General features: G+C 72.5%; 28 protein-coding genes and 1 tRNA gene. 17 read left to right on the forward strand and 12 right to left on the reverse strand.

What is annotated here, in order from left to right; genetic code table 11:
• The first annotated feature begins 31 nt into the window (after positions 1-31).
• Positions 32-625 carry a GNAT family N-acetyltransferase gene (locus GA0070622_RS04220; protein WP_091568777.1) on the forward strand — a complete coding sequence of 198 codons (594 nt, stop codon included), beginning with the start codon at positions 32-34 and terminating at the stop codon, positions 623-625.
• Here the strand turns inward: GA0070622_RS04220 and GA0070622_RS04225 are convergent.
• Entirely contained in the window at positions 592-1137 is a 546-nt protein-coding gene (locus GA0070622_RS04225; RefSeq protein ID WP_091568780.1) for a CGNR zinc finger domain-containing protein, read from the reverse strand. The two genes, GA0070622_RS04220 and GA0070622_RS04225, sit on opposite strands and share 34 nt — an antisense overlap.
• A gap of 72 nt (positions 1138-1209) precedes the next feature.
• Between GA0070622_RS04225 and GA0070622_RS04230 the strand changes: the two genes are divergently transcribed.
• The 3 genes from GA0070622_RS04230 (at position 1210) to GA0070622_RS04240 (ending at position 4644) form a co-directional block, all read left to right on the forward strand.
• Complete coding sequence (locus tag GA0070622_RS04230; protein ID WP_091568782.1) at positions 1210-2172, forward strand: EamA family transporter; 963 nt, start codon at positions 1210-1212, stop codon at positions 2170-2172.
• The gene (locus GA0070622_RS04235; protein ID WP_091568784.1) at positions 2169-2867 is read left to right on the forward strand and encodes an HAD family hydrolase; all 699 of its coding nucleotides are present in this window, start codon (positions 2169-2171) and stop codon (positions 2865-2867) included. Before GA0070622_RS04230 ends, GA0070622_RS04235 begins: the two co-directional genes overlap by 4 nt.
• Positions 2868-2955: 88 nt before the next feature.
• Positions 2956-4644, forward strand: a complete 1689-nt coding sequence (locus GA0070622_RS04240) for a S8 family serine peptidase (protein WP_176558978.1) — start codon at positions 2956-2958, stop codon at positions 4642-4644.
• Positions 4645-4712: 68 nt separating this feature from the next.
• On the opposite strand, the gene GA0070622_RS04245 is transcribed toward GA0070622_RS04240, so the two are convergent.
• Both GA0070622_RS04245 and GA0070622_RS04250 read right to left on the reverse strand, forming a co-directional pair.
• Complete coding sequence (locus GA0070622_RS04245; RefSeq protein ID WP_172967903.1) at positions 4713-5768, reverse strand: PDDEXK family nuclease; 1056 nt, start codon at positions 5766-5768, stop codon at positions 4713-4715.
• A gap of 268 nt (positions 5769-6036) precedes the next feature.
• The gene (locus GA0070622_RS04250) at positions 6037-6684 is read right to left on the reverse strand and encodes an IclR family transcriptional regulator (protein WP_091568796.1); all 648 of its coding nucleotides are present in this window, start codon (positions 6682-6684) and stop codon (positions 6037-6039) included.
• Positions 6685-6746: 62 nt separating this feature from the next.
• On the opposite strand from GA0070622_RS04250, the gene cysS reads away from it, so the two are divergent.
• The gene (cysS, locus tag GA0070622_RS04255; protein ID WP_091568798.1) at positions 6747-8162 is read left to right on the forward strand and encodes a cysteine--tRNA ligase; all 1416 of its coding nucleotides are present in this window, start codon (positions 6747-6749) and stop codon (positions 8160-8162) included.
• Positions 8162-9277, forward strand: a complete 1116-nt coding sequence (gene rlmB / locus GA0070622_RS04260; protein ID WP_091568801.1) for a 23S rRNA (guanosine(2251)-2'-O)-methyltransferase RlmB — start codon at positions 8162-8164, stop codon at positions 9275-9277. Before cysS ends, rlmB begins: the two co-directional genes overlap by 1 nt.
• Before the next feature lie 60 nt (positions 9278-9337).
• Here rlmB and GA0070622_RS04265 read toward each other — a convergent pair whose 3' ends face one another.
• A complete protein-coding gene (locus GA0070622_RS04265; RefSeq protein WP_091568804.1) occupies positions 9338-10429 on the reverse strand; it encodes an ABC transporter ATP-binding protein in 1092 nt (363 codons plus the stop codon).
• 364 nt (positions 10430-10793) lie between these two features.
• On the opposite strand from GA0070622_RS04265, the gene GA0070622_RS04270 reads away from it, so the two are divergent.
• The 3 genes from GA0070622_RS04270 to GA0070622_RS04285 all read left to right on the forward strand — a co-directional run bounded on the left by GA0070622_RS04270 (position 10794) and on the right by GA0070622_RS04285 (position 12755).
• Positions 10794-10870, forward strand: a tRNA-Thr gene (locus GA0070622_RS04270).
• 129 nt (positions 10871-10999) lie between these two features.
• On the forward strand, positions 11000-12001 hold the full coding sequence (locus GA0070622_RS04275) for a tyrosine-type recombinase/integrase (protein WP_245666123.1): 1002 nt from the start codon (positions 11000-11002) through the stop codon (positions 11999-12001).
• 499 nt (positions 12002-12500) lie between these two features.
• Positions 12501-12755 (forward strand): hypothetical protein, encoded by a 255-nt coding sequence (locus tag GA0070622_RS04285; protein WP_141684513.1) that lies wholly within the window; start codon positions 12501-12503, stop codon positions 12753-12755.
• 1 nt (position 12756) lies between these two features.
• On the opposite strand, the gene GA0070622_RS04290 is transcribed toward GA0070622_RS04285, so the two are convergent.
• A complete protein-coding gene (locus GA0070622_RS04290; protein WP_091568812.1) occupies positions 12757-12978 on the reverse strand; it encodes a winged helix-turn-helix domain-containing protein in 222 nt (73 codons plus the stop codon).
• A gap of 180 nt (positions 12979-13158) precedes the next feature.
• Positions 13159-14232, reverse strand: coding sequence for a helix-turn-helix domain-containing protein (locus tag GA0070622_RS04295; protein ID WP_091568814.1), 1074 nt, complete (start codon positions 14230-14232; stop codon positions 13159-13161).
• Between the two features lie 241 nt (positions 14233-14473).
• Here GA0070622_RS04295 and GA0070622_RS04300 point away from each other — a divergent pair, with 241 nt between their 5' ends.
• From GA0070622_RS04300 to GA0070622_RS04310, 3 genes are all read left to right on the forward strand, one after another.
• On the forward strand, positions 14474-14662 hold the full coding sequence (locus GA0070622_RS04300; RefSeq protein WP_091568817.1) for a hypothetical protein: 189 nt from the start codon (positions 14474-14476) through the stop codon (positions 14660-14662).
• Positions 14659-14877 carry a hypothetical protein gene (locus GA0070622_RS32390; RefSeq protein WP_176710416.1) on the forward strand — a complete coding sequence of 73 codons (219 nt, stop codon included), beginning with the start codon at positions 14659-14661 and terminating at the stop codon, positions 14875-14877. The genes GA0070622_RS04300 and GA0070622_RS32390 overlap by 4 nt, the downstream gene beginning before the upstream one ends.
• Positions 14878-15171: 294 nt before the next feature.
• The gene (locus GA0070622_RS04310; RefSeq protein WP_091568820.1) at positions 15172-15702 is read left to right on the forward strand and encodes a hypothetical protein; all 531 of its coding nucleotides are present in this window, start codon (positions 15172-15174) and stop codon (positions 15700-15702) included.
• Positions 15703-15833: 131 nt separating this feature from the next.
• Here the strand turns inward: GA0070622_RS04310 and GA0070622_RS04315 are convergent, their stop codons facing one another.
• Positions 15834-16070 (reverse strand): hypothetical protein, encoded by a 237-nt coding sequence (locus GA0070622_RS04315; protein WP_141684514.1) that lies wholly within the window; start codon positions 16068-16070, stop codon positions 15834-15836.
• 105 nt (positions 16071-16175) lie between these two features.
• On the opposite strand from GA0070622_RS04315, the gene GA0070622_RS04320 reads away from it, so the two are divergent.
• The 5 genes from GA0070622_RS04320 to GA0070622_RS04340 all read left to right on the forward strand — a co-directional run bounded on the left by GA0070622_RS04320 (position 16176) and on the right by GA0070622_RS04340 (position 19373).
• Entirely contained in the window at positions 16176-17528 is a 1353-nt protein-coding gene (locus GA0070622_RS04320) for a hypothetical protein (protein WP_091568825.1), read from the forward strand.
• Positions 17529-17723: 195 nt separating this feature from the next.
• Positions 17724-18077, forward strand: coding sequence for a hypothetical protein (locus tag GA0070622_RS04325; RefSeq protein ID WP_091568827.1), 354 nt, complete (start codon positions 17724-17726; stop codon positions 18075-18077).
• Positions 18077-18310, forward strand: a complete 234-nt coding sequence (locus GA0070622_RS04330; RefSeq protein ID WP_091568830.1) for a hypothetical protein — start codon at positions 18077-18079, stop codon at positions 18308-18310. The genes GA0070622_RS04325 and GA0070622_RS04330 overlap by 1 nt, the downstream gene beginning before the upstream one ends.
• Positions 18310-18897 carry a hypothetical protein gene (locus GA0070622_RS04335; protein WP_091568833.1) on the forward strand — a complete coding sequence of 196 codons (588 nt, stop codon included), beginning with the start codon at positions 18310-18312 and terminating at the stop codon, positions 18895-18897. Before GA0070622_RS04330 ends, GA0070622_RS04335 begins: the two co-directional genes overlap by 1 nt.
• A complete protein-coding gene (locus tag GA0070622_RS04340) occupies positions 18897-19373 on the forward strand; it encodes a hypothetical protein (protein ID WP_091568835.1) in 477 nt (158 codons plus the stop codon). The genes GA0070622_RS04335 and GA0070622_RS04340 overlap by 1 nt, the downstream gene beginning before the upstream one ends.
• A gap of 65 nt (positions 19374-19438) precedes the next feature.
• On the opposite strand, the gene GA0070622_RS04345 is transcribed toward GA0070622_RS04340, so the two are convergent.
• Genes GA0070622_RS04345 through GA0070622_RS04365 form a run of 5 tightly spaced genes read right to left on the reverse strand, consistent with a single transcriptional unit; the run spans position 19439 to position 22411 of the window.
• Positions 19439-19813 (reverse strand): hypothetical protein, encoded by a 375-nt coding sequence (locus GA0070622_RS04345; protein WP_091568839.1) that lies wholly within the window; start codon positions 19811-19813, stop codon positions 19439-19441.
• 27 nt (positions 19814-19840) lie between these two features.
• Complete coding sequence (locus GA0070622_RS33410; protein WP_218060634.1) at positions 19841-20446, reverse strand: hypothetical protein; 606 nt, start codon at positions 20444-20446, stop codon at positions 19841-19843.
• Positions 20443-20742 carry a hypothetical protein gene (locus tag GA0070622_RS04355; RefSeq protein ID WP_091568842.1) on the reverse strand — a complete coding sequence of 100 codons (300 nt, stop codon included), beginning with the start codon at positions 20740-20742 and terminating at the stop codon, positions 20443-20445. Before GA0070622_RS04355 ends, GA0070622_RS33410 begins: the two co-directional genes overlap by 4 nt.
• A 24-nt stretch (positions 20743-20766) precedes the next feature.
• Complete coding sequence (locus tag GA0070622_RS04360; RefSeq protein WP_141684515.1) at positions 20767-21687, reverse strand: collagen-like triple helix repeat-containing protein; 921 nt, start codon at positions 21685-21687, stop codon at positions 20767-20769.
• A 22-nt stretch (positions 21688-21709) separates the two neighbouring features.
• The gene (locus tag GA0070622_RS04365; protein ID WP_091568849.1) at positions 21710-22411 is read right to left on the reverse strand and encodes a hypothetical protein; all 702 of its coding nucleotides are present in this window, start codon (positions 22409-22411) and stop codon (positions 21710-21712) included.

Genomic DNA, 22411 nt, shown 5'->3' on the forward strand with positions numbered 1-22411 from the left:
CCCGTCACCAGGTGCGCGGGATGATCCGACCGTGCCTGACGACGGGGTGTTGCTGGAGACCGCGCGGCTGACGCTGCGCCGGTTCACCATGGACGACGTGGACCGGCTGGTCGAGCTGGACGCCGACCGGGAGGTCATGCGGTTCCTCACCAACGGTGAGCCGACGCCCGCCGGGACGATCCGGCACGAGGTGGTGCCCCGGCTGCTGGGGCAGTACGGCCGTCACCCCGGGCTCGGCCGCTGGGCGGCGCTCGACCGGTTCACCGGCGAGTTCCTGGGCTGGCTCGCGCTCGACCCGTCCGACGACGGTGCCGAGGGGGAGCTGGGCTACCGGCTGCGCCGCGCCGCGTGGGGGCACGGCCTGGCCACCGAGGGGGCGCGGGCGCTGGTGCGGCACGCGTTCGAGACGGTCGGCGTGCGGCGGGTGTGGGCCGAGACCATGGCGGTCAACGACCGCTCGCGCGCGGTGATGGCCCGCGCGGGGTTGCGCTACGTGCGCACGTTCCACCTGACGTTCGACGACCCGATCCCGGGTACGGAGCACGGTGAGGTGGAGTACGAGCTGCGCCGCGAGGAGTGGCCCGCGGCGCGTCAGGAGTGGGACGCCGCCCTGCGGGCGCGGTAGGCGCTCACCGCGGCCCGGTTGCCGCAGCCGGCGTCGCAGAACCGGCGGGACCGGTTCTTCGACAGGTCGACCAGCACGTTGGCGCAGTCCGGGTGGTCGCAGTGCCGCAGCCGGCGCAGTTCACCCATGCGGATCAGGTCGGCCAGGGCCATCGCGGCCTCGACGGCCATCCGGGTCGCCAGCGGCGCGTCCCGCGGCACGGCGTGCAGATGGTAGGGCTCGTCGTCGTGCCGGATGAGCTGCGGCAGCGCGTGCGACTCGCGGAGCAGGCCGTTGACGATCTCCACCACCTCGTCCGCGTCGGCGTGCCAGACGCGGTGCAACCGGGGCCGCAGGGCGCGGACCTGGCGCAGCTCGACGTCGGTGTGCTCGTGCCGGCCGCTGAAGCCGTGGACGCTGACGAAGTCGTCGAGGGCCCCCACGTCGGACAGCTCGTCCCGGCCCGGACCCGCCGTGTTCACCAGTGCGGCGGCGGCAACCAGCGCGCACTCCGTGTCATGAGCAAAGAGCACCTTGACTCCTGTCGGGAGTTCCGCCTAGCGTCATCAGCATAACGCTTTTTTACTCATGACCAGGAGTTGCCCATGCGTGAACGGCCCCGCGCCGGGCTCGGTCTGGCCCTGCTCTCCGCGCTCGCGTTCGCCACCTCGGGCACGTTCGCCCGCCCCCTGCTCGCCGGTGAGTGGTCGGCCGCCGCGGTGGTGATCGCCCGGGTCGGTGTCGCCGCGCTGGTGCTGGGCGTGCCCGCGCTGCTCGCGCTGCGCGGCCGATGGCCGGTGCTGCGCCGCAACGGGGTCGCGGTGGTGCTGTTCGGTCTGCTCGGCGTGGCGCTGGCCCAGGCCTGCTTCTACAACGCCGTCCAGTACCTGCCGGTCGGGGTGGCGCTCATGCTGGAGTACCTCGGCATCGTGATGGTGGTCGGATGGATGTGGCTGGTTCACGGGCAACGTCCACGGCTGCTGACCGTGGCCGGCTCGCTGGCCGCCCTGTGCGGGTTGGCGCTCGTCCTCGACCTCACCGGCGCCGGCGGCATCGACCCGGTGGGCGTGCTCTGGGGCCTGGGCGCCGGCGTCGGGCTGGCCGGTTACTACGTCATCGCCGGCCGCGTCGACGCCGAACTGCCGTCGGTGGTGATGGCCAGCGGCGGCATGGCCGTCGGGGCGCTGGTGCTGCTGCTGCTCGGCGCGGTCGGGGCGTTGCCGCTGGCCGCCGGCACCGGGGACGTCAGCTTCGCCGGGCACCGGATGAGCTGGCTGGTGCCGATCGTCGGGCTGTCGCTGATCGCCGCCGTCGTCGCCTACCTGGCCGGCGTCGCCGGGGCCCGGCTGCTCGGTGCGCGGCTCTCCTCCTTCATCGGGCTGACCGAGGTGATGTTCGCGGTGCTGATCGCCTGGCTGGTGCTGAACGAGTTGCCCAGCGGGATCCAACTGGTCGGCGGCGTCTTCATCGTCGGCGGCGTCGCGCTGGTCCGGATGGACGAGTTGCGGGCCGGACCCGGGCCGGCGGCACCCGCTCCGCCCGCGCCGGCACTGGCCGGCGAGCGATGAGCACGCCCCGCGCCGCGGTCGTCTTCGACGCCGACGAAACCCTGATCGACCTGCGCCCGGCGGTCACCGGCGGGCTGGTCGCCGTACTCGAGGAGATGCGGCGGCGGACCCCGGCGGCGGCCGACGTGTCCCTCGCGGACCTGGAGGGGGACTGGGGTGCGGTCTTCGGCGCGCTCAGCGCCGCACCGGTGCAGGAGATCCGACGGGCCGCGCTGGCCCGGTCGCTGGCCCGGGCCGGGCTGGACGCGCACCTGGACGAGTTCGCGACGCTGTTCTTCGCCCGCCGGTACGCGCTGAGCAGGCCGTTCCCCGACGCGCTGCCGGCGCTGGCCGCGCTGCGCCCGCACCACCTGCTGGGCTTCGCCACCAACGGCAACAGCCGCGCCGAACGCTGCGGCCTGCCCGGCCAGTTCGCCTTCGAGCTGTACGCGCACGAGGGCGGCCTGCCGAAGAAGCCGGCGCCGGCGTTCTTCGCGGCCGTGGTCGCGGCCGCCGGGCTGCCGGCCGCGCGCATCGTCCACGTCGGCGACTCGCCGGAGCACGACGTGGTCGCCGCCCAACGGGCCGGGCTGCGCGCGGTCTGGCTCAACCGGGGCGGACTGCCCCGCCCGCACGGGCTCGACCCCGACGCGGAGGTGTCCACGCTGGCCGAATTGCCCGAGGTCATCGCGGCGTTGACAAGTGCGAATGCCTGATTGGGGTCTATACCGGACGTGGATCTGGCGGAACTCGCTCCCGTGATGTGGGATGACACCACGTCCCTCAACGAGAGGATCTGATGTGGTGAGCAAGCGCTTCACCGCCGGCGCGGTCGCGGCTGCGGCCTCGCTGGCACTCACGGTGACCGGCCTGGGCGTTCCGGCGGCCGCCGCGCCGTCCAGCACCCGTACCTTCACCGTGCTGGCCGAGAGCGGCGTCTCCAACGACGCCGCCATCGCCGCGATCACCGCGGCCGGTGGCAAGGTCGTCTCCCGTACCGACGACGTCGGCCTCTTCCAGGTGACCAGCGACCGGGCGGACTTCGCCAGCCGGGCCAACGCCGCCGGCGCGCTGCTCGGTGCGGCCGAGGAGAAGGCGATCGGCAGCAAGCCGAAGCTGGACCGGGTCGAGCAGGAGCACCTGCTGGCCGCCGTCGCGAGCAAGGGCAAGGCCGCCAAGGGCAACGCCAAGAAGATGGACCCCCTGGACGACAAGCTCTGGGGTCTGGACATGATCCGGGCCGACAAGGCCCGCACCATCGAGCCGGGTGACCGTCGGGTGACCGTCGGCGTGCTGGACACCGGCGTCGACGCCAGCCAGCCGGACCTGGCCCCCAACTTCAACTGGGCGCTGTCGCGCAACTTCGCGCCGGACCTCGTCGACGTCGACGGCCCGTGCGAGGTGGCGAGCTGCCTCGACCCGGTCGGCACCGACGACGGCGGGCACGGCACGCACGTGGCCGGCACCATCGGCGCCGCCGCCAACGGCTTCGGCCTCTCCGGCGTGGCGCCGAAGGTCTCCCTGGTCGAGCTGAAGGGTGGCCAGGACAGCGGCTACTTCTTCCTCAACCCGGTGGTCAACGCCCTGGTCTACGCGGGCCGTTCCGGCCTGGACGTGGTCAACATGTCCTTCTACGTCGACCCGTGGCTCTACAACTGCACCGCCAACCCGGCCGACTCGCCGGAGGCGCAGGCCGAGCAGCGGACCATCATCGAGGCCATGAAGCGGGCGCTCACCTTCGCGCACCGCAAGGGCGTCACGCTGGTCGGCGCGCTGGGCAACAACCACGAGGACCTCGGCAACCCGCGCACCGACGTGAGCAGCCCGGACTACGGCTCCGACCCGTACCCGCGGCCGATCGACAACGCGAGCTGCTGGGACCTGCCCACCGAGGGCCCGCACGTGATCGGCGTGTCGGCCGTCGGCCCGTCCGGCAAGAAGGCCGACTTCTCGAACTACGGCACCGAGCAGATCTCGGTGGCGGCGCCGGGCGGATGGTTCCGGGACGGCTTCGGCACCGACACCTACCGCGCCGACGCCAACATGATCCTCTCCACGTACCCGAAGAAGGTGCTGCAGGAGGAGGGCTCGGTCGACGAGGCCGGCAACATCGTCGCCGGCTTCGAGAACTCGGTGTTCAAGCAGTGCACCGCCAAGGGTGAGTGTGGCTACTACACCTACCTCCAGGGCACCTCGATGGCGTCCCCGCACGCCGCGGGCGTGGCGGCGCTGATCGTCAGCCGCTACGGCAAGCAGCAGGGCCGCAACGGCTTCGGCATGTCGCCGGACCTGGTCGAGCAGCACCTCTACCGGACGGCGGCCGAGCACGCCTGCCCGGAGCCGCGGCTGCAGACCTACACCAACGAGGGTCGGGACGCCGAGTTCAACGCGTACTGCGCGGGCTCGCTGAACTTCAACGGCTTCTACGGCTACGGCATCGTCGACGCCTACGCCGCGGTGAAGACCCCGCTGAAGCCCAACGCTCGCCCGTAACACCCGTTCGACCGTCGTGGCGGTGTCCGGTACTCCCGGGCGCCGCCACGTCGGCTTTCTCGCGCTCGTCACGGCCGCCAGCCCCGGGCCACCAGGGCAGTGCGGATCTCCCGGACCAGCGCGGGGAACTCCTTGCGCAGGCGACGGCCGGTCACGTGCAGCACCAGCCAGCCGGCCTCGACGAGCTGGTTGAGGCGCCGCCGGTCCAGGTGCATCCGGTCGGCGTCGGAGTGCCACTGGCCGTCGTACTCGACCGCGACCCGGAACTCCGGCCACGCGAGATCGGGATGCAGGATCAGGCCGGTCGACACGCGCACCGGATGCTGGGCCACCGGACGAGGCAGGCCGGCGAACATCAGCCGCACCCGCAGGTGGGACTCGGGCGGAGACTGAGCCAGCCCGTCGGTCAGGCCGAACACCCACGCCGCCCGTCGGCCTCCGGGGCGACCGACGTTCCGGGCCGCCTCGCTGGCCAACTCCGCGCGGCCCACCGAGCCGGTGCGCAGCAGGCCGTCGATGATGCCGACCGCCTTCACCGGCTCGGCCCAGACCGCGGTCTCCCAGGCACAGGTCACCGGATCGGTGCGGGGCGGTGGCTCGGTCATGACCAGGGGCAGGCCCGATGATCGGTCCGCCGCAGGCGACGAGGTCGTGCGAGCGGGCGGACCGGTGCGCCTGGTCGGCGTGGTGCCCGCGGCCGCGCCGGTGACGGCGGCCCTGGTGGTGCCGGGGGTTGTGGCTGTGCCGGCCGGGACCAGGAGGCCGCAGCGGGTGGTCGACATCGGGGCATGGTGCACCCGCACACCCGGTTGCGAGTCGGCCCTGACCGTGGCCGGCAGCAGGACGTGCACGTCGTCCGTGAAGCCGGCAGCGTGCTCGACACCGTGCAGGTAGGCCGCAGAGGGGCCGGCGACCAGAGTGCCGGGTGGCATGCGCAGCAGAGCCGCGCGGCAGGTCAGCGCGTGATCACGGTCGAGCCGCGCGTCGGCGTAGACGTCCTGCCGGAGCCGGATCCAGGACGCCCCCCGGAGGTGGTGTCGGGACAGCAGGCCGCGCCGGATCGCGGCCGAGCCCCGGAAGACCTGCCAGGCCAACTCCGCTGGTCGATGAGGATGAGGTGGCATGCGACCAGCCTGGCGTGGTCGGGGCGGCACTCGACACCCCTGTGGACAGCCGCGGCCGAGCCATCCACCGCGACCTGTGGACAACCGCCTTACCCAGCCGCCGGTGTGGTAACGCCTCGCGCTCGGGCCGCAGGGTGATCGACTGCGGTTCTGTCGTTGATCGTCTGCGGTTCGGCGAGGTGGTGGCGTCCGGGCTGTGGTGATGCCGCCACGTCGGCGGACTGGCGTGGGCCGCCCGGCCAGGCCTCGTGTCGGCGGGTGAGGCGGATCAGGAGAGAGCGGCGGCGACCGCCTCGGCGGCGGCGGTGACCTGGGCGCCGACCTCGGTCACGTCGAGCGGGGTCAGCGAGACCACCCCCACGCTCCCCTCCAGCCCGGGCACCCCGAGCACCGGCGCCGCCACCCCGTACGCGCCGGACTGCAACTCGCCGCTGGTGCTGACCGGCCCGAACTCGCCGGCCCGCCCGGCCAGCACCGCCCGCCCGGCCGCGCCCCGCTCCAGCGGATGCCGGGAGCCGGTGCGATAGGCCACGTGGAAGGCGGTCCAGCTCGGCTCGACCACGGCCAGCGCCACCCCCTCGCCACCCTCGACGACGGTCAGGTGGGCGGTCGCCCCGGTCCGCTCGGCGAGCCGGCGCAGCGCGGGCAGCGCCCCCTCGGCGAGCAGGGGCTGGGCCCGGCGGGCCAGGTGCAGCACACCCATGCCGATCCGGAGCCGGCCCTCGCCGTCGCGCCGGAGCATGCCGTGCCCGGTCAGCGCGCCGACCAACCGGTAGACCGCCGCGCGCCCGATGCCGAGCCGCTGCGCCGCCTCGGTGACGGTCAGCCCGCCCGGGGCGTCCGCCACGAGGTGCAGCAGGCGCAGCCCGCGGTCCAGGGTCTGCGCCGTCTCACCCGGGCGTGCCGCCGTGTCCACGCACGCAGCGTACGGCCCGGCTCCGCCCAACCTGGAAATGTGCGGACGGCTACGCTTGTGAGGTGACGCTACGCCTGTATGACACCGCCACCCGATCGGTGCGGGACTTCGTCCCGCGGGAAGCCGGCAAGGTGGGGGTCTACCTGTGTGGTCTCACGCTCCAGGCCCCGCCGCACATCGGTCACCTTCGCTCCGGCGTCAACTACGACGTGCTGCGCCGCTGGCTGCTGAGCAAGGGCTTCGAGGTCACGTTCATCCGCAACCTCACCGACATCGACGACAAGGTCCTGGCCAAGGCGATGGAGCAGGGGCGACCGTTCTGGTCGATCGCCTACGCGAACGAGCAGCTCCTCACCGCCTCCTACCGGGCGCTGAACGTGCTCCCGCCGACCTACGAGCCGCGGGCCACCGGTCACGTGCCGGAGATGCAGGAGCTGATCGCCCGGTTGATCGAGACCGGGCACGCCTACCCGGCCACTGACGGCTCCGGCGACGTCTACTTCGACGTGGCCTCCTGGCCGGCCTACGGGTCACTGTCCGGCCAGTCGCCGGCCGACATGCAGTCCGCCGGGGACGCCCCCGACCGGGGCAAACGGGATCCGCGTGACTTCGCGCTCTGGAAGGGCGCCAAGCCGGACGAGCCGGCCGACGCCTACTGGTCCTCGCCGTGGGGTCGCGGCCGGCCCGGCTGGCACATCGAGTGCTCGGCCATGTGCTGGCGCTACCTGGGCGCCGAGTTCGACATCCACGGCGGCGGGCTCGACCTGACGTTCCCGCACCACGAGAACGAGATCGCCCAGTCCCAGGCCGCCGACCTGCCGTTCGCCCGCTACTGGGTGCACCACGGCCTGCTCGGCATCGGCGGCACCAAGATGGGCAAGTCGTTGGGCAACACGCTCGACCTCGACTACGTGGCCTCGCTCGGGGTCCGCCCGGTGGAGCTGCGCTACTACTACGTCGCCGCGCACTACCGGTCCCACATCGACTACTCCGAGGACGCGCTGCGCGAGGCCGCGGTCGCGTACCGGAGGGTCGAGGGCTTCGTGCAGCGGGCGGTCGAGCGGGTCGGCGCCGCCCGGCCCGGCGACCTGCCGGCCGGTTTCGCGGCGGCGATGGACGACGACCTGAACACCTCGGCGGCGCTGGCGGTGCTGCACGAGGTGGTCCGGGACGGCAACACGGCGTTGACCGCCGGCGACGATGTGACCGTCCGCACGACGCTCGCCGCCGTGCGGGCGATGCTGGATATCCTCGGCGTCGACCCCCTGGACCCGGCATGGACCGGCGGTGGGCGCACGGACGACCTGCGTGGTGTGGTGGACTCGCTGATCGCGCTCGCCCTGGAGCAGCGCGCCCAGGCCCGCAGCCGCAAGGACTGGACCGCCGCCGACGCGGTCCGCGACCAGCTCAAGCAGGCCGGCGTGGTCGTCGAGGACACCCCCCAGGGCCCGCGTTGGACTATTGGAGAGCAGGACTGATGGCCGGCAACTCGCAGCGCCGTGGCCGGCGACTGACGTCGAAGTCGGGCGCCCCCAAGGGCACCGGTGGCAAGAACAAGGACTCCCTCGCCGGGCGGGGCCGCACCCTGCCGGCGGACGAGCGGCCGTGGCACAAGGCGTACTCGGGCACCGAGAAGCTGCCCCAGCGCACCGCCTGGAAGCAGGACAAGGAGCGCCGCGCCGCCGCCGAGGAGGGGCGCGCGCCGAAGATCGGCAACCCGGGCACCAAGGACACCACCTGGGGCAAGGGCACCCGGGCCGGCGTGCCGCTGAAGGGCGGCAAGGGCAAGCCCGGCGGCCGCGGCGGCCCCCGGGTGGCGCCGGGGCGCAAGGCCAACCCGGCGAAGGACAGCCCCGAGCTGCTGGTCGGGCGGAACCCGGTGCTGGAGTCGCTGCGCACCCAGGTGCCGGCGACCGCGCTCTACACCGCGCAGGGCATCGACGTGGACGACCGGGTCAAGGAGATCGTCCGCACCGCCGCCGACCGGGGCATCGCGATCCTGGAGGTCAGCCGCGCCGAGCTGGACCGGATGACCGGCGGCGTGCTGCACCAGGGCGTCGGCCTCCAGGTGCCGCCGTTCGCCTACGAGCCCTTCGACGACCTGGTCGCCGCCGCGCTGGAGCAGGCAGCCCCGCTGCTCGTCGCGCTGGACGGGGTCACCGACCCGCGTAACCTCGGCGCCGTCATCCGGTCGGCCGCCGCGTTCGGCGCGCAGGGTGTGTTCGTACCCGAGCGGCGTGCCGCCGGGATCACCGCGACCGCCTGGCGGACCAGCGCCGGCGCGGCCGCGCGCGTGCCGGTCGCCCAGGTCACCAACCTGACCCGGTCGCTCAAGGCGTGCAAGGACGCCGGCTTCGTCGTGGTCGGCCTCGACGCCGACGGGCAGACCGACCTGTACGACCTGGAGGCCGCGGTCGGCCCGCTGGTCGTGGTGGTCGGCTCGGAGGGACGCGGGCTGTCCCGCCTGGTCGGCGAGACCTGCGACCTCACCGTCAGCATCCCGATGGTCTCGGACGTGGAATCGCTCAACGCCAGCGTCGCCGCCGCGGTCACGCTCGCCGAGGTCGCCCGCCGTCGGTCCGTCGAGGCCTGACCGCACGTACGACGAAGGGGCGGCCCGCCACGGCGGACCGCCCCTTCTCTGTCGCTGACGTCAGATCCGCTGGCCGGTGGCGGCGTGGAAGACGTGGCTGCGGCCGGTGCGCGGCTTGACGAACACGGTGTCGCCCATGTTCGGCATGCTGCGCCGGTCGGTGCGGACCACGAACCGCTCGTTGTGGCCCTCCAGCGCGGCGTGGCCGTAGACGTTGGCGTCGGAGCCCAGGTCCTCGACCAGCTCGACCACGACCGGCATGCCGCCCTCGGACGGGCTGACCAGGTCGCAGTCCTCCGGGCGGAAGCCGACGGTCACCTTGCCGTCGGCGCCCTCGGCGCCGGCCGCCTGGACCTGCTCACGGGTCAGCGGGACGATCATCTCGGCGAACGCGCCGCCCTGCTCGGTCAGCTTCACCGTCTTGATGTTCATGGCCGGGGAGCCCATGAAGCCGGCGACGAAGACGTTGGACGGGGTGTCGTAGAGCGCCCGCGGGGTGTCCACCTGCTGGAGCACGCCGTCCAGCATGACCGCCACCCGGTGACCCATGGTCATGGCCTCGACCTGGTCGTGGGTGACGTAGACCGTGGTGACGCCGAGCTTCGCCTGGAGCGAGGCGATCTGCGTACGGGTCTGGACGCGCAGCTTGGCATCGAGGTTCGACAGCGGCTCGTCCATGAGGAAGACCTGCGGCTCGCGGACGATCGCGCGGCCCATGGCGACACGCTGGCGCTGACCGCCGGAGAGCGCCTTCGGCTTGCGGCTGAGGAACTCCTCCAGCTGGAGCAGCCCGGCCGCCTCCTTGACCCGCCGGTCGATCTCCGACTTCGAGGTCTTGCGCAGCTTGAGGGCGAACGCCATGTTCTCGTACACCGTCATGTGCGGGTAGAGGGCGTAGTTCTGGAAGACCATGGCGATGTCGCGGGCCTTCGGCGGGAGGTGGGTGACGTCCCGGTCGTCGATGTAGATCGCGCCGTCGTCGACGTCCTCCAGGCCGGCGAGCATCCGCAGGCTGGTGGACTTGCCGCAGCCGGACGGGCCGACCAGGACGAGGAACTCCCCGTCACCGATCTGGAGGTCGAGCTGGTTGACGGCGGGGCGCTCGGTGCCCGGATAGATCCGGGACGCCTTCGCGTAGGTGACCGTAGCCATGATGGAGCGCTTCCTTTCACCGGCAGGAACGTGCCGGACGATCCGAGTGAAGGAGCGACCGGCGCCCAAGGCACCGGCCAACGGGGTCGTCGCCCGGGCAGCCGAGGCCGACCGGAGTGTCGTCCGTGTCACTGCACCGTAAACGGCTTTCGCGGCCGTGCCAAGACGAGGAACAGCGGGTGGGACGGACGGCATACACATTTCGGTCACCCGGGCACGGCGAGGCATCAATCTCCCCGCCCGAAGCGCGTCAGACCGACGATCCGTCGGCGCCGCCGGTCGGGAAATTGACGTTTTCCGTGCTCGGGAGCCCTGCCAGGCGGGATTTCCGGAGGCCACTCGCTATGCTGAGCCCGTCACACGCGCCCCTGTAGCTCAGCTGGCCAGAGCACTCGCCTTGTAAGCGAGATGTCGCCGGTTCGATCCCGGCCGGGGGCTCCATCCCTTCTCCACCTGCGCAAACTTCGGTAAGCCTCCACGAGAGGACTACCGAACGATGCTCAAAGACCAATCGCTTATGCCCGCTGACCTGGTGTCACCCAGGACACGGGCCCGGGCACGGTGGATCTCATGACCCGCCACCCCAAGATCCGCCGCGCCGAGCCCGGCCACTACCAGCTCTGGATCGACTCCTGGTGCCTGAGCCTGGAGGCCGAGGGCCGCAGCAAGCGCACCGTCACCATGTACCTCGACGTCGCCCGGTTCTTCGCCGGCTGGCTGCGCCAGGCCCGGCCGAAGGTGAGGGACTGGGACGAGGTGGGGCGCGACGAGCTGCGCGCGTTCTTCATCTGGCTGCGCGCCGGCGCAGAGGACGGCAAGCCCTGCCCGCACGCCCTGGCCGACCCCGGCACCGCGCCGGCGGGTTGCGCCGGCTACGGCAAGGGTTACATCAACAACGTCGGCCGCGGCCTGCAGCAGTTCTTCGCCTGGATCGCCGAGGAGGAGGAGCTGCCAAACCCGTTCGAGAAGGTGACCGTGCCCGCGGCGCCCAAGGCGGACGAGAACCCACCCCCGGTGCTCACCCAGGAGCAGATGACCGCGCTGATCAAGGATGCCGAGCGGGAGCGCGACTACGACTCCCGGCGGGACGCCGCCATGCTCCGGCTCTTCGCCGCCACCGGCGGCCGGCTCGCCGAGCTCGCGCTGCTGCGCCTGGACGACGTCGACGTCCACGGCCGCGAGGCGACCGTCACCGGCAAGGGCAACCGCACACGCACCGTCAAGTTCGACGCCAAGTGCGCCGTCGCGCTCAACCGCTACCTGCGTGCCCGCGCCAAGCGCTCCACCGCGTCAGCCCCCGCCCTCTGGCTGGGCCACAAGGGGCCGATGACACCCAACGGGATCTATCAGGTGCTGCGCCGGCGCGGCGAGCGCCTCGGGATCTCCCTGAACCCGCACCTGTTCCGGCACACCTTCGCCCACAACTGGCTCGACAAGGGCGGCGCCGAGGGTGACCTGATGGCCCTCGCCGGGTGGACCTCGCCGCAGATGCTGCGCCACTACGGCCGCTCCGCCAAGTCCGCCCGAGCCCGTCGTGCTTACGACAGGATCGACGTCATGGGCGGGATTTGATCTCCGTAAATAAGCTCTTGAGCAGGGATTTTAAGGCAGCGCTTAACGCGATGTAAGGCGTCTGTCACGACTTGCAGATGGCGCAATTTGCAATCCGGTAGATCGTGGATCACCGGGGGTAGGGTCCGGTGACCGCCGAGTAATAACAGGAGGTCAGCTTCGTATGTGGCGTCGAACAGCCTTGTCACTCCTCGCAACGCTCACCCTGGCCGCGCCAGCGGCCGACCCGCCCACACCCATCCGGGACCTGGTCGACGGGCTCCTCGGCTCGTCGCCGGCGGCGTCCCCGACGCCGTCCACATCCGCCCCACGCCCCGTGCCGGCGCAGAGCGCGAAGAGCGCGCCGGAGACCGCAGCGACGTCGGCACGCTCCAGCGCGCCGGCCCAGCCCGCCGCGCCGCCCGCCGGGCCCGGGACCACGCTCCGGCAGTCGGCCCCCGGCATTCAGCCGGCCGCCGAGGGGCAAGGCGCTCCAGCCGCCGGCGACGAGGCGGTGTCCGTGCAGCGCGAGGATGAGGCGCCGGAAGCCGTGCCGCCGGCGCGAGACGTCGACGCGGGCCGCGCAGGCTTCGGCGGCTGGCCTCTGCTCTCGCTGCTCCTGGCAGTCGTCGCCGTCGCGGCCGCCGCCGTCGCGATCCCGTTCGTGCGGCGCCGGGCGAGGAAGACCGGCTTCGACCGCGGCTTCCTCGAGGGCGCCGAAGCCGGCCAGGCTCCGGCCGAGCCGCACCTGCGGCTGGTCAGGAAGGCGGAGTGAGCTACCAGACCTCGGCGACGTACACGCCCACGCCGGCCCGGCCAACTGTGAGCCCGCGGTCGCGGGTCAACTCCAGAGCGCGCTGGATGGTGGACACGCTCACCGAGTACAGCTCGGCGAACTCGCGGAGGCTGGGCAGCTTCTCCCCAGGCGGGTACTCGCCGGCGCGGATGCGCGCCGACAGGTCGTCCGCGATCTCCCGGGACGACATCGGTATGGGCATGGTGGATCTCCCTGGCTGGCACGCCGATTCGATCACGCACCGCCACATGCCTCAAGCAGTGATTGCACCTAGGTCACAGAGTGGCCTAGCGTAAAGAGCAGGCAGAACGTCCCTGGCTGGCGCCGGGTCGTGACGCCGGGGCCGGGAGGCGTACCCCCGTTCGCCTCCCGGCCCTCACGCTCAGCGGTGTCGGGCGGCCCGCTCTACCTCGCGCAGCACCAGCCCGAGAGTCTGCGATCGCCGCTCAGCGGGCAGCGCAGCCCAGGCCCGGCGCGCGTAGGCCAACCCGCCCGTACCGTCACCGGCCTTCGCCATCATCAGTGCCCGGTGCAGCTCGATGTGCGTCGCGAACCTCGTCAGCGACGGCGGCCGCCATCGGTCCGCATCTGACTGCGCCTGCTCACCTGGGCCCACCATGCCCAACCGGGCATAGAGCATCGACCGGAACGTGGCCATCCGCCAGGACGGGACTGCCGCGTCACTGATCTCGCCGTCCGGGGAGGCGACCTTCTCGAACACGCGCAACGCTGCCTCGTCCGCCGCAACCGCCGCGTCGTCGTCTCCCCGGCCGGCGAAGACGTGTGCGCGAGCCATCAGGGCGTTCAGCCGGCCAAGTGACGACCGGTCAGACAGGCCGATTGCCTCGTCGGCGTACCGCTTCGCCACCGGCAGCGCGGCACCCTCATACGCCAAGGCGATAGCCGCCCGCCCCCGCACCCACACCCGCACACCGAGGTCGTCCGAGCGGTCTGCGGCGGTCCGGGCGATGTCGTACCAGCCGATCGCCTCGGTCGGGTTCTTCGTGGTCTTCCCGTACGTCACCAGCGCACGAGCTGCGGCCGCCCACATCGCCGGCGTGTCGAGGTGCTGCTGCATCACGACCAGGTCCCCGGCCAACTGCTGCTGGAGAGCGTCGGCGCCGATCTCCATGTAGTCCCGGCCGTACCGAGCGACTCGCTCAGCCCACTGGTCTTCGCTTCCCCTGCCGCTGAGCGCGGCCGCGAACCCCGCCCGGATCAACTCACCGGCGGCCACAGGGCCGACCGTCGCGGCGGCAAGCAGGCTCCTGCGCTTCACGTCCGCACCTCCCAACGCCCGCGCATAGGCGAGCACGACGTCCGGCGTCGCGGTCCGGCGCCCTGCCTCGACGTTGCTCAGGTGTGCCGCGGAGTAGCACGACCGCGCCGCGATGGAGGCGAGGGTGACCCCTGCCTCAGTGCGAGCCTCGCGCAGCTGCCTGCCGAGATCATTCATCGGGGCCCCTTGGTGAAAGGTCCTGAAAGCATCGACTCCCTTCCGACAGTAGTCCTCTGGTCACCAGAGTAAGAGCACGGGCCGACCACGGCGCCACCCGTCTGGGGCGGCCCCGGCGGCGGCGGTGCCCTCCCTGCTGGCAAGCGAAGTTGAGCACCGCCGCCGTCCACTCGGGAAGGTCGAGGGCGGCTGCTGCCAGAGAGGCCGGCCGCCTTCGTCCCCTTGAACGAGGAGGCGCACGATGATCTGGCCGTTCCGCCGGCGAAGCCGGCAGCCCGCACCGCTCGACACCACCGGCCCCGCCACCGTCTACCCGCAGCGCGCCGGCGCACTGCCCGCCCCCGAGTGGAATGGGCCGACGCTCATCACCACCGTTTCCCCGCTGCTCACCCCCGGGCAGCTGCACCGTGGCGATGGGAGCGGGCGGTGAGCTCTATGTACGACGAGTCCAGCCCTTCCGTGCTGGCCGCACTCGCGTCGCAAACCATCGAGCAGCACCGAGCCACGCCCGGTCAGAACACGGCCGCGCCCGGCTGCTCGGAGTGCACCCCGACCGGCTGCACCCGACTCGCCCGGGCCGAGCGGGACCTGGCCGAGCACCGACGCCAGCGGGCCGCCCGGCTCGCAGCCGCGCCCAGCTGGTGAGCTTGTCCGTCGAGCAGATCCGCAACCGGCTGGTCCTCGACGCCCGGGTCATCATCACCGACCACTGGCCTCGGCCGGGCAAGGCGGACTGGTGTCCGATCTGCCGCTGGCAGTGGCCGTGCGAACCGACCCAGGTGGCGTACGCCTACCTCAGCCTCGTTGGCCGGGGCCGGTGGATTCCACCCCACATAACGAGGTGAGCTGCGTTGCGCTGGAGCAGAGCCCCGCCGGGCCACCGGTAGACTAACCCGGCCCGTGAGCTGCCAAGATCCCCCACCAATCAGGAGAGCAACCGTGCAGGTATCCCAGGCCCTGGACATCATGGAGGCACTCCTCCAAGCCGCCGAGCACCCGGACATCACCGCCATCTCGCGGTACGGCCGGGACACGCAGCCCGGCGGCCAGTCCCCCCCGGGGATCAAGGTGGTCCACGGCAACAGGTCGTACGCCATGCTCTGGGCCGCGCTCCCGCACCCGGACGCCCGGCCCCTGCCGCTCGGCGAGATGCCGCCCCCGCGGCTTCGCGCCGGACGGATCATCGTGCTCGCGCACCAGCTGCTCGACGCCGCCCAGCCGGACGCCTTCCTCAAGTGGGAGTTGTGCGCCACCCCCGGCGTGGGCGCGTGGGAGGACGGCAACCCTCCCGCTTCGGCGCTCCGGATCACCTGTCGAGACCGGCAGGTGATCTACCTCCGGGGCACCGCAGCGTCCGGCGGTGCGGCCGAGCCCGAGACCGACCCGCACCCGGACTACCGAATCCCCCAAGGAGTCCAGTCATGGCACCTCAGTCCCAGTGCTCCGTCTGCGGAGCCCGTGTCGGCGTAGCCCCAGGCAGCCCCTGCCCGCCGCACCAGGCGATGGGCAGCCGAGGGACCTGCCCCGGATCCCGCCAGCCCACCTCCTGAGCAACGACGACGCCCCCGACCATGGCGGTCGGGGGCGTCGCTGCGTCTGGGCTACTGGTCGCCGTGCACCTGGCGGCGCGCGTCCAGCTCTCGGCGGACGTCGTCCGGGTGGCACTCACGGTGCCGCCCGGTGCCGGGCTTCACCCGGTAGCGGATCTGCGGCGGGTCGCTGTTGAGCAGCCGAACAGCAGCGGTACGGGAGATCCCGAGCAGCCGCGCGACGTCGCCGGGACGTAGCCATTCGCCGGACTCAAGGGCCCGCTCTAGATCTTCCACCGTCCGTGCCATCGCGCCGATCGTAACGGGTGTATCGAGCGTGGCAGTGATCGACACGGACCCTCCCCTCATCCTCCCTAATGTGCACAACGTAAACAGTGTGCCATACTGAGCGACATGAAGCTGATCAGTCGGGCGCCGCGGCTGTCTCCCGCCGAGCTGGCTGAGGTCGAGCAGACGCGCATCCGCACGGAGGACGAGCGGCGCCGCCTGGCCGACGCGTTCGCCCGTGAGCAGGCCGACGCCGACCGCGCCGACCGCCGCCGCGCCGAGCGTGAGAAGGCCCGCGAGGTGAAGAAGGCGCGCAAGGCGAAGGCCCGGGCCCGCGCCCGCCGCAGGGCCACCCTGCACCGTTGGGCCAGCACCGCCCGGTATGTCGCGCCGCTGCTCCTGGTGAACCTCGCCGCCGTTGGTGGGCAGACCGCGTACGCGTTCACCCGCACTCCGGAGTCGTGGCCGGTTCCGGCCCGGATCGCGGTTGCCCTGGTCTACGCGGCCACCGTCGAGTCCATCTCCCTGTACGTGAACTGGCACGCCCACGACGCGCTGCTCCAGGGCGCGACCGGCACGGCGGCCGAGATGCGACGCCGGGCGTACGCCATCGCCGCCGTCGTGGCCGTCATGAACTATTCGCACTTCGACGGGGAGCACTGGGCGCCGACGCCGTTCGCGGTCGGCTCCGGTATGGCGTCGCTGCTGTCCCCGTGGCTGTGGGGTCTGCACACCCGCCGTGCCCAGCACGTGCAGCTCCTGCGCAAGGACCTGCTCGACGAGACCGGCGCGGTGTTCGACCGCAAGCGCCGGCGGGCGTTTCCCATCCGGACCTGGAAGGCGGAGCGGTGGTCGATCGAGCACAACGTCCGGGACCCGCGCCAGGCGTGGGCCGGCTACCACGCCGAGCGTGACGCGAAGCGTGCCCGCGCCCCGCACGGTCGAGCCCGGTGGGCGTGGGCGGTTCTGCGCGGCCGGGCCGTGGCCAACCCGGTGAAGCCGGCGCCGAAGCTGGTGCTCGACGAAAGCGACCCGGGCGTGCAGGTGGCCCGGCGGCTGCGTCAGCAGATGCAGGTCGCGCAGGAGGCGATCCGGCCGCAGCTCGGTCGGCTGGCCGTGGTCGGGCATTCGCTCGGCCTGTGGCCGGCTGGCCCGGCGGCACCGACCACGGGGACCGCGGCCGCCCGTGCGCCGACCGCCGTGGCGGCCACCAAGCCGACCACGCGCACCCGCGCCGTGGTCGCCCGCACCGACCACGCAGCGACCACGAAGACCCGCCAGAAGTCGACCACGAACGCGGCCACCAAGCCGGCCACGACCGGCGCCGAAGCCGACCGCACGGCCGCCGCGTACGCCACATTCGTGGCCGACCACGGCCGACCGCCGTCCGGCACCGAGCTGGCGGCCATGGCCGGCGTCAGCAAGTCCTACGCCAACAACTGGAAGCGCGACAACGCGACCACCGTCAAGGAGGCCTGATGCCCACGGAGAAGTGCGAGAGCTGCCGCGAACCCATCGAGTACGTCGACGTGAAGGACCCGTACTGGCGGCACGTCGGGGCGACCACCCACCCCGTGAAGCGCAAGAAGAAGTAGTTCGACCCCGGGGCGCGGCTCCATCCGCCAAGAGAGTGCCGCCCCCCGGGCCCTCCCAACCCAGGAAGGAACCACCATCATGGCCCCGACCCACCACGTGTGCGGCTACGTCCCCCCGGACTCGCCGCTGCGCGCCCTGGCCGGCCGGATCATCACCCTGCCGGCGCGCGGCCTCCAGCAGCTTGCTCAGCGGGTCCGCGAGCTGCGCGCCGCCGGCGCCCGGCCCTTCGTTCTGGCGGTGCCACGCCGGGTGAACTGGACCCGGATCGCCGTGGCGGTCACGGCCGGCGTGCTCGCCGAGCTGGTGGCCGCGCTGGCCGCCATCCTCACCGGCCACACGATGGCCGCGTGGGCGGCCGCGGCCGCCATGGTGCTGCTCGGCCTCAGCCTGTTCCCGGTCCTGACCCACCTTGAGGCGGAGGGGAACACCTGATGGCCAGCCGCGTCTACCGGGTGCACGTGTTCGACGGCGCCTACGAGGTTCTGCACAAGCGGACCCTCACCTACCAGCTCGACCTGGAGGGCCCGGGCGTGGACGGCGTCCTCGACCGGCTCCTCCAGGCGCTCACCCGCGCCGCCCTCGCTGAGAACGAGCCGATGGGCAGCCCACGCCTGGAGATCCGCGACGCGACCGGCACGACGGTGCTCGACTGGATGGGATCCTGATGCTGCACGCCCTGCCCACGCCGAGCCCGACGCCGGTGCCCGCACCGCACCCGGACGCCGGGATCCTCGTGCACACCATGTCCCCGACCGCGGTGGCCGTGCTGCTTTTGCTCGCCCTGGTCGTCGACTACATGTCGGTCGGCCCGAACAGCATCCGCGACCGGGTCGCGTTCGTCCTGGCCGTGCCGGCGATCCGGGAGGGCTTCGACGGGTCGCCGCTGGACCAGTGGACGGTGCAGACCGCCAGCAGCGGCATCGAGCAGCTCCTCGACGCCACCGGCGGCGCTTACATCGCCGGCGCCTCCATCAACGTCATCCTCGGCGCGCTGGTCGGGCTGCTGTTCGTCTACGTCATTGGCTGCATGCTGCCCACCAAGGCCAGCAAGAAGCTCGGCCGGTTCGCCACCCTCACCTTCCCCCAGAGCCCGCTCTACCGGCTCAACACCCGCCTGTGGATCGCGGCGATCCTGCTCGGTCTGATGGCCGACCTGCCCGGCGGCACGGTCGGCGACGTCACCCGCGGCTGCGTCGACTTCCTCACCGGCTTGGTCGCGGGCCTGCCCGCCTGGCTGTTCGGAGCTGCCTGATGATCACCCTCGCTGTCACTCAGGAGTCCGGACGCGGCTGGGGCGGCCCCGTTGCCATCCTCATCGCCGTGGCCCTGTTCATCACCTTCGCGACCCTTCACGACACGTGGATGCGCCGCCGTGGGCTCCCCTCCCCCGAGGAGGACGACACCACCGACACTGGTGTCAAACAGCAGGCCAGGCCAGTGTCTGACACCGATGACACCGCCGATGACACCAGCCTCTGGGGCCGCATCGTCAACCGCGGCGGCCGCCGGGTCCGGGTCTACACGGAGCCCGCACGAGACGCCGAGGTCGACGTCGACCTGGAGGACGACGAGGAGTTCGAGACGCTGGAGGAAGCCGTCGACCGGATGGACCGCCGGGGCGTGCCGTACGCGGAGATCGTGCGCCGGGTGATGGTCGCCTACCAGGTGTCGGAGTCGACGGCGAAGAGGCGGATCCGGGACAGCCGCAAGGTCCGCACCGGCGGGTAGCCGCAACGACAGAAGCGCCCCCGCCCGGGCCGAGGCCGGGCGGGGGCGCTTCTGGTTGAGGTTGGTTACGCCGCGGCGGTCGTCGACGTCGACGTCGTGGACCTGGCCGTGCCGTCCGGTCCGATCGGCGGGTCGACCTGCGGGCGGACACCGAGCAGCGCGAACAGCGCGAGCACGGAAGCCGAGATCGCCCCGGTCACACCGTCAGGCACCGCCAGGCCGTACTCGGCGACCAGCGCGGCCCCCGCGGCGATGACACCGGTGAACAGCGCCGGCGCCCACGGGCGGGTGGTCAACGCGATGATCACCGCCGACAGGAACGCGGTGATGGCCGCGGCCGCGCCGGCGTCGATGCCCGGCGTCTTGAGCGCGGCCAGGACGGTGAGCACGGAGCCGGTGGCCCCGACGATCAAGGCCGGCTCGCGTCCGAAGATCTTCATGATGCTCCTCAGGTAAGTGGGGATGGTCTAGTCCGCGACGCAGGCGGCGATGCGCTGCGCCCCGGAGGTGGTCACGACGGTCACGGTCTGCGCGGTGGTGCCCTCCGGGCACTGCGGGCCGGCCGGGCCGGCTTCACCGCGCGGGCCCGCCGGTCCGGAAGGGCCGGTCGGGCCGGTCGGGCCCGGAGCGCCGGACGGTCCGGGCGGTCCTGGAGGTCCGCTGCCGCCGGCGGGCCCGGTGGCGCCGGCGGGGCCTGTGGCGCCCTTATCGCCAGTCGGTCCTTGAGCGCCGGCCGGTCCGGTGGGGCCGGGACCGCCTTGCTCGCCGTCGAGGCCGGGGACGCCAGGCGGCCCGGGCGGGCCGGCCGGGCCCGGCTCGCCGCGGTCGCCCTTGAGAACGGCCGGGTCGACCACACACGTGCCGCCGAGCTGCCGTACCTGCTGGCAGAGCTGCTCGGCCCCGGACACGGCGGTGTCGGCGCGCTGCTGCTCTGCGGTCGCCTGCCGGCCGAGCGTGGAAGCCCACCAGCCGATCGCCGCGGCGATCAGCGCGGTGGCCACCACGGCGATCACGGCCCTCCGGCGGCCGCGGCGGCGCATCCGCCGGCGCAGCTCCAGGGTTTCACCGGTCACGGCGCACCCCCGGGATCCGGCGGACGTAGGGTCGCCAGCTCGCGGGAGAGGGCAGCGGCGCGGTCCTCGGCCGCCCGCCGTGCGGCGCGAGCCTCGTCAACGATCTCGTGAAGCTCCCGCACGCGCGCCTCTTCCGCGCGCCGGCGGGCCTCGGCGTCGTCGGCCCGCTTCTCGGCGCGGTCGATCGCCTCCTGGTACTCGCGGCGGTCCTGCCTGTTGGCGTTGAGCAGGTACAGCACGACCAGGACGAGGAGGCCGCCGGCGCCGACCGCACCGAGTCCGCCGGCGGGGAGCATCTGTGCAACGTCGCCCACACGACGTCAGGTGGTCAGTCGCTGGGCGATCTCGTCGATGACGTCGCCCACCGTGACGTTGCCGGGCGGACCGGCCGGTCCCTGCGCGCCCGTCGGGCCCTGGGGGCCGGGGTCGCCCTTGGGGCCCTGGGTGCCCTGGCCGCCGCCGTAGCGGCGGGCGACGATGATGTCCATCCGCATCATCTCCTCCGGGCCGTAGGTGCGGCCGTCGTCGGTGACGCCGATGGAGGCCATGGCCGCCTTGAGCGCGGCGGCGGTCTTGTCGCCGTACGAGCCGTCGACGCCGCCGAGCTGGGCGGCGAACCCGCAGTTGTGCAGCCGGTACTGGAGCAGCTTCACGGCGGGGCCCGTGTCCCCGAACTTGCAGAACAACTCGTCCTCCTGGTGGTCGTCTCCGAGGGCGATCGCGACGATGCGCCCCATGAGCGGTTGGTCCCGGCAGCGCCGGCGGTCGAGGGTGAGGTGCCAGTGATCGAGGTGGGAGCTGTCGCTGCTGAACGTCGAGCTGTCCGAGCGGGTGCCGACAACGGTCCGGCCGTCGAGGGTGCCGATCACCTCGCGTACGCCGGCGAGCCGGCCAGACTTGAGCGCCTCGACCAGGCGGCGGGTCTGCGCGACCATGAGCGCCCGGTTGCTGGCCGTGCCCCACGCTCCGGGGGTGAAGTCGACGCCGGCGATGTGCCGTTCCTGCTCGGCGGTCAGGCCGGACTGGACGGTGTAGGTACGGGACGTGCAGTACTGCGACCGCTTGATCCACTCCTGGGAGCGGTGCGCGCCGCGCAGGTGCGCCGTGTTGCCCTTGGAGCCGAAGGCGGTACGGGGCCGGCCGGCGCGGCGGCACAGCTCGTCGCCGAGCCAGTCCACCTCGGGAGTCACGATCTCTCGTGACCAGTACGACTCGGCTAGCAGTTGGGCTTGGGTGGGCATCGGGCGTCTCCTCGTCGACGGATCAGAAGATGGGGATGCCTGGGGCCGGCTCGCTGGCGGCCGGGGGCGGGGTGGTCGAGTCGGGCTTGAGCGCGATCGCGAACACCACGGCGTTGCCCTCAGACCCCGAACTGGTGAGGGTGCGCGTGACGCCGCTCGCCGCGGCGAGTGGGCCGCCGGAGTCCCAGACGGCCATGGTGATGTCGGCGCTTCCGGCGTTGGTGGCGGCGTCCGCGCGTTTCGGGTCCCCGCCGGCCGATGAGGACCAGGTGGTGACGCCGGCGGCGCCGGGTGCGTGTCGGGTGATGACGCCGTAGACCAGCCAGCCGCCTTCGGGCACGGTGACGGCCGGGGTGGTCTGTGTGGTGCCGGCGGTGCCGGCGACCATGGACGCGGCCGCGACCGGGGCGGTCGCGTCGAGGCCTCGGTATGCGCCGGCCCACGCCGCGCTCTTCACGGCGGTGGAGATGCCCCACGTGTACGAGGCGGGCTCGGAGGCGGCGGTCTTGGTGCGGATCCGGCCGCCCAGGTTCGTTCCGGACGTGGCGTCGCCGCGGACGGTCAGCCCGGCTACCGGCTCGGTCACGGTGGCGCTGGTGCTTAGGAGGCCGAAGAGGTGCACGAGCAGGTCGCCGTCGGCGACGCCGGTCAGCGCGGGTAGCGGGTTGGACGTCGCCGATCCGCTGGGCACGTTCTCCTGGTCGTCGACTCTGCTGATCGCCAT

Source organism: Micromonospora sediminicola, assembly GCF_900089585.1.
Lineage (GTDB): Bacteria > Actinomycetota > Actinomycetes > Mycobacteriales > Micromonosporaceae > Micromonospora > Micromonospora sediminicola.

Bases quoted from the DNA above. Each gene is read 5' to 3' on its own strand.
- GA0070622_RS04365 (WP_091568849.1), bottom strand. From the start codon at position 22,411: ATGGCGATCAGCAGAGTCGACGACCAGGAGAACGTGCCCAGCGGATCG.
- GA0070622_RS04300 (WP_091568817.1), top strand. From the start codon at position 14,474: ATGATCTGGCCGTTCCGCCGGCGAAGCCGGCAGCCCGCACCGCTCGAC.
- GA0070622_RS04320 (WP_091568825.1), top strand. From the start codon at position 16,176: ATGAAGCTGATCAGTCGGGCGCCGCGGCTGTCTCCCGCCGAGCTGGCT.
- rlmB (WP_091568801.1), top strand. From the start codon at position 8,162: ATGGCCGGCAACTCGCAGCGCCGTGGCCGGCGACTGACGTCGAAGTCG.
- GA0070622_RS04235 (WP_091568784.1), top strand. From the start codon at position 2,169: ATGAGCACGCCCCGCGCCGCGGTCGTCTTCGACGCCGACGAAACCCTG.
- GA0070622_RS04315 (WP_141684514.1), bottom strand. From the start codon at position 16,070: ATGGCACGGACGGTGGAAGATCTAGAGCGGGCCCTTGAGTCCGGCGAA.
- GA0070622_RS04325 (WP_091568827.1), top strand. From the start codon at position 17,724: ATGGCCCCGACCCACCACGTGTGCGGCTACGTCCCCCCGGACTCGCCG.
- GA0070622_RS04330 (WP_091568830.1), top strand. From the start codon at position 18,077: ATGGCCAGCCGCGTCTACCGGGTGCACGTGTTCGACGGCGCCTACGAG.
- GA0070622_RS04335 (WP_091568833.1), top strand. From the start codon at position 18,310: ATGCTGCACGCCCTGCCCACGCCGAGCCCGACGCCGGTGCCCGCACCG.
- GA0070622_RS04245 (WP_172967903.1), bottom strand. From the start codon at position 5,768: ATGCCACCTCATCCTCATCGACCAGCGGAGTTGGCCTGGCAGGTCTTC.
- GA0070622_RS04360 (WP_141684515.1), bottom strand. From the start codon at position 21,687: ATGCCCACCCAAGCCCAACTGCTAGCCGAGTCGTACTGGTCACGAGAG.
- GA0070622_RS04290 (WP_091568812.1), bottom strand. From the start codon at position 12,978: ATGCCCATACCGATGTCGTCCCGGGAGATCGCGGACGACCTGTCGGCG.
- GA0070622_RS04230 (WP_091568782.1), top strand. From the start codon at position 1,210: ATGCGTGAACGGCCCCGCGCCGGGCTCGGTCTGGCCCTGCTCTCCGCG.
- GA0070622_RS04295 (WP_091568814.1), bottom strand. From the start codon at position 14,232: ATGAATGATCTCGGCAGGCAGCTGCGCGAGGCTCGCACTGAGGCAGGG.
- GA0070622_RS04265 (WP_091568804.1), bottom strand. From the start codon at position 10,429: ATGGCTACGGTCACCTACGCGAAGGCGTCCCGGATCTATCCGGGCACC.
- GA0070622_RS04355 (WP_091568842.1), bottom strand. From the start codon at position 20,742: ATGCTCCCCGCCGGCGGACTCGGTGCGGTCGGCGCCGGCGGCCTCCTC.
- GA0070622_RS04345 (WP_091568839.1), bottom strand. From the start codon at position 19,813: ATGAAGATCTTCGGACGCGAGCCGGCCTTGATCGTCGGGGCCACCGGC.
- GA0070622_RS04275 (WP_245666123.1), top strand. From the start codon at position 11,000: ATGACCCGCCACCCCAAGATCCGCCGCGCCGAGCCCGGCCACTACCAG.
- GA0070622_RS04340 (WP_091568835.1), top strand. From the start codon at position 18,897: ATGATCACCCTCGCTGTCACTCAGGAGTCCGGACGCGGCTGGGGCGGC.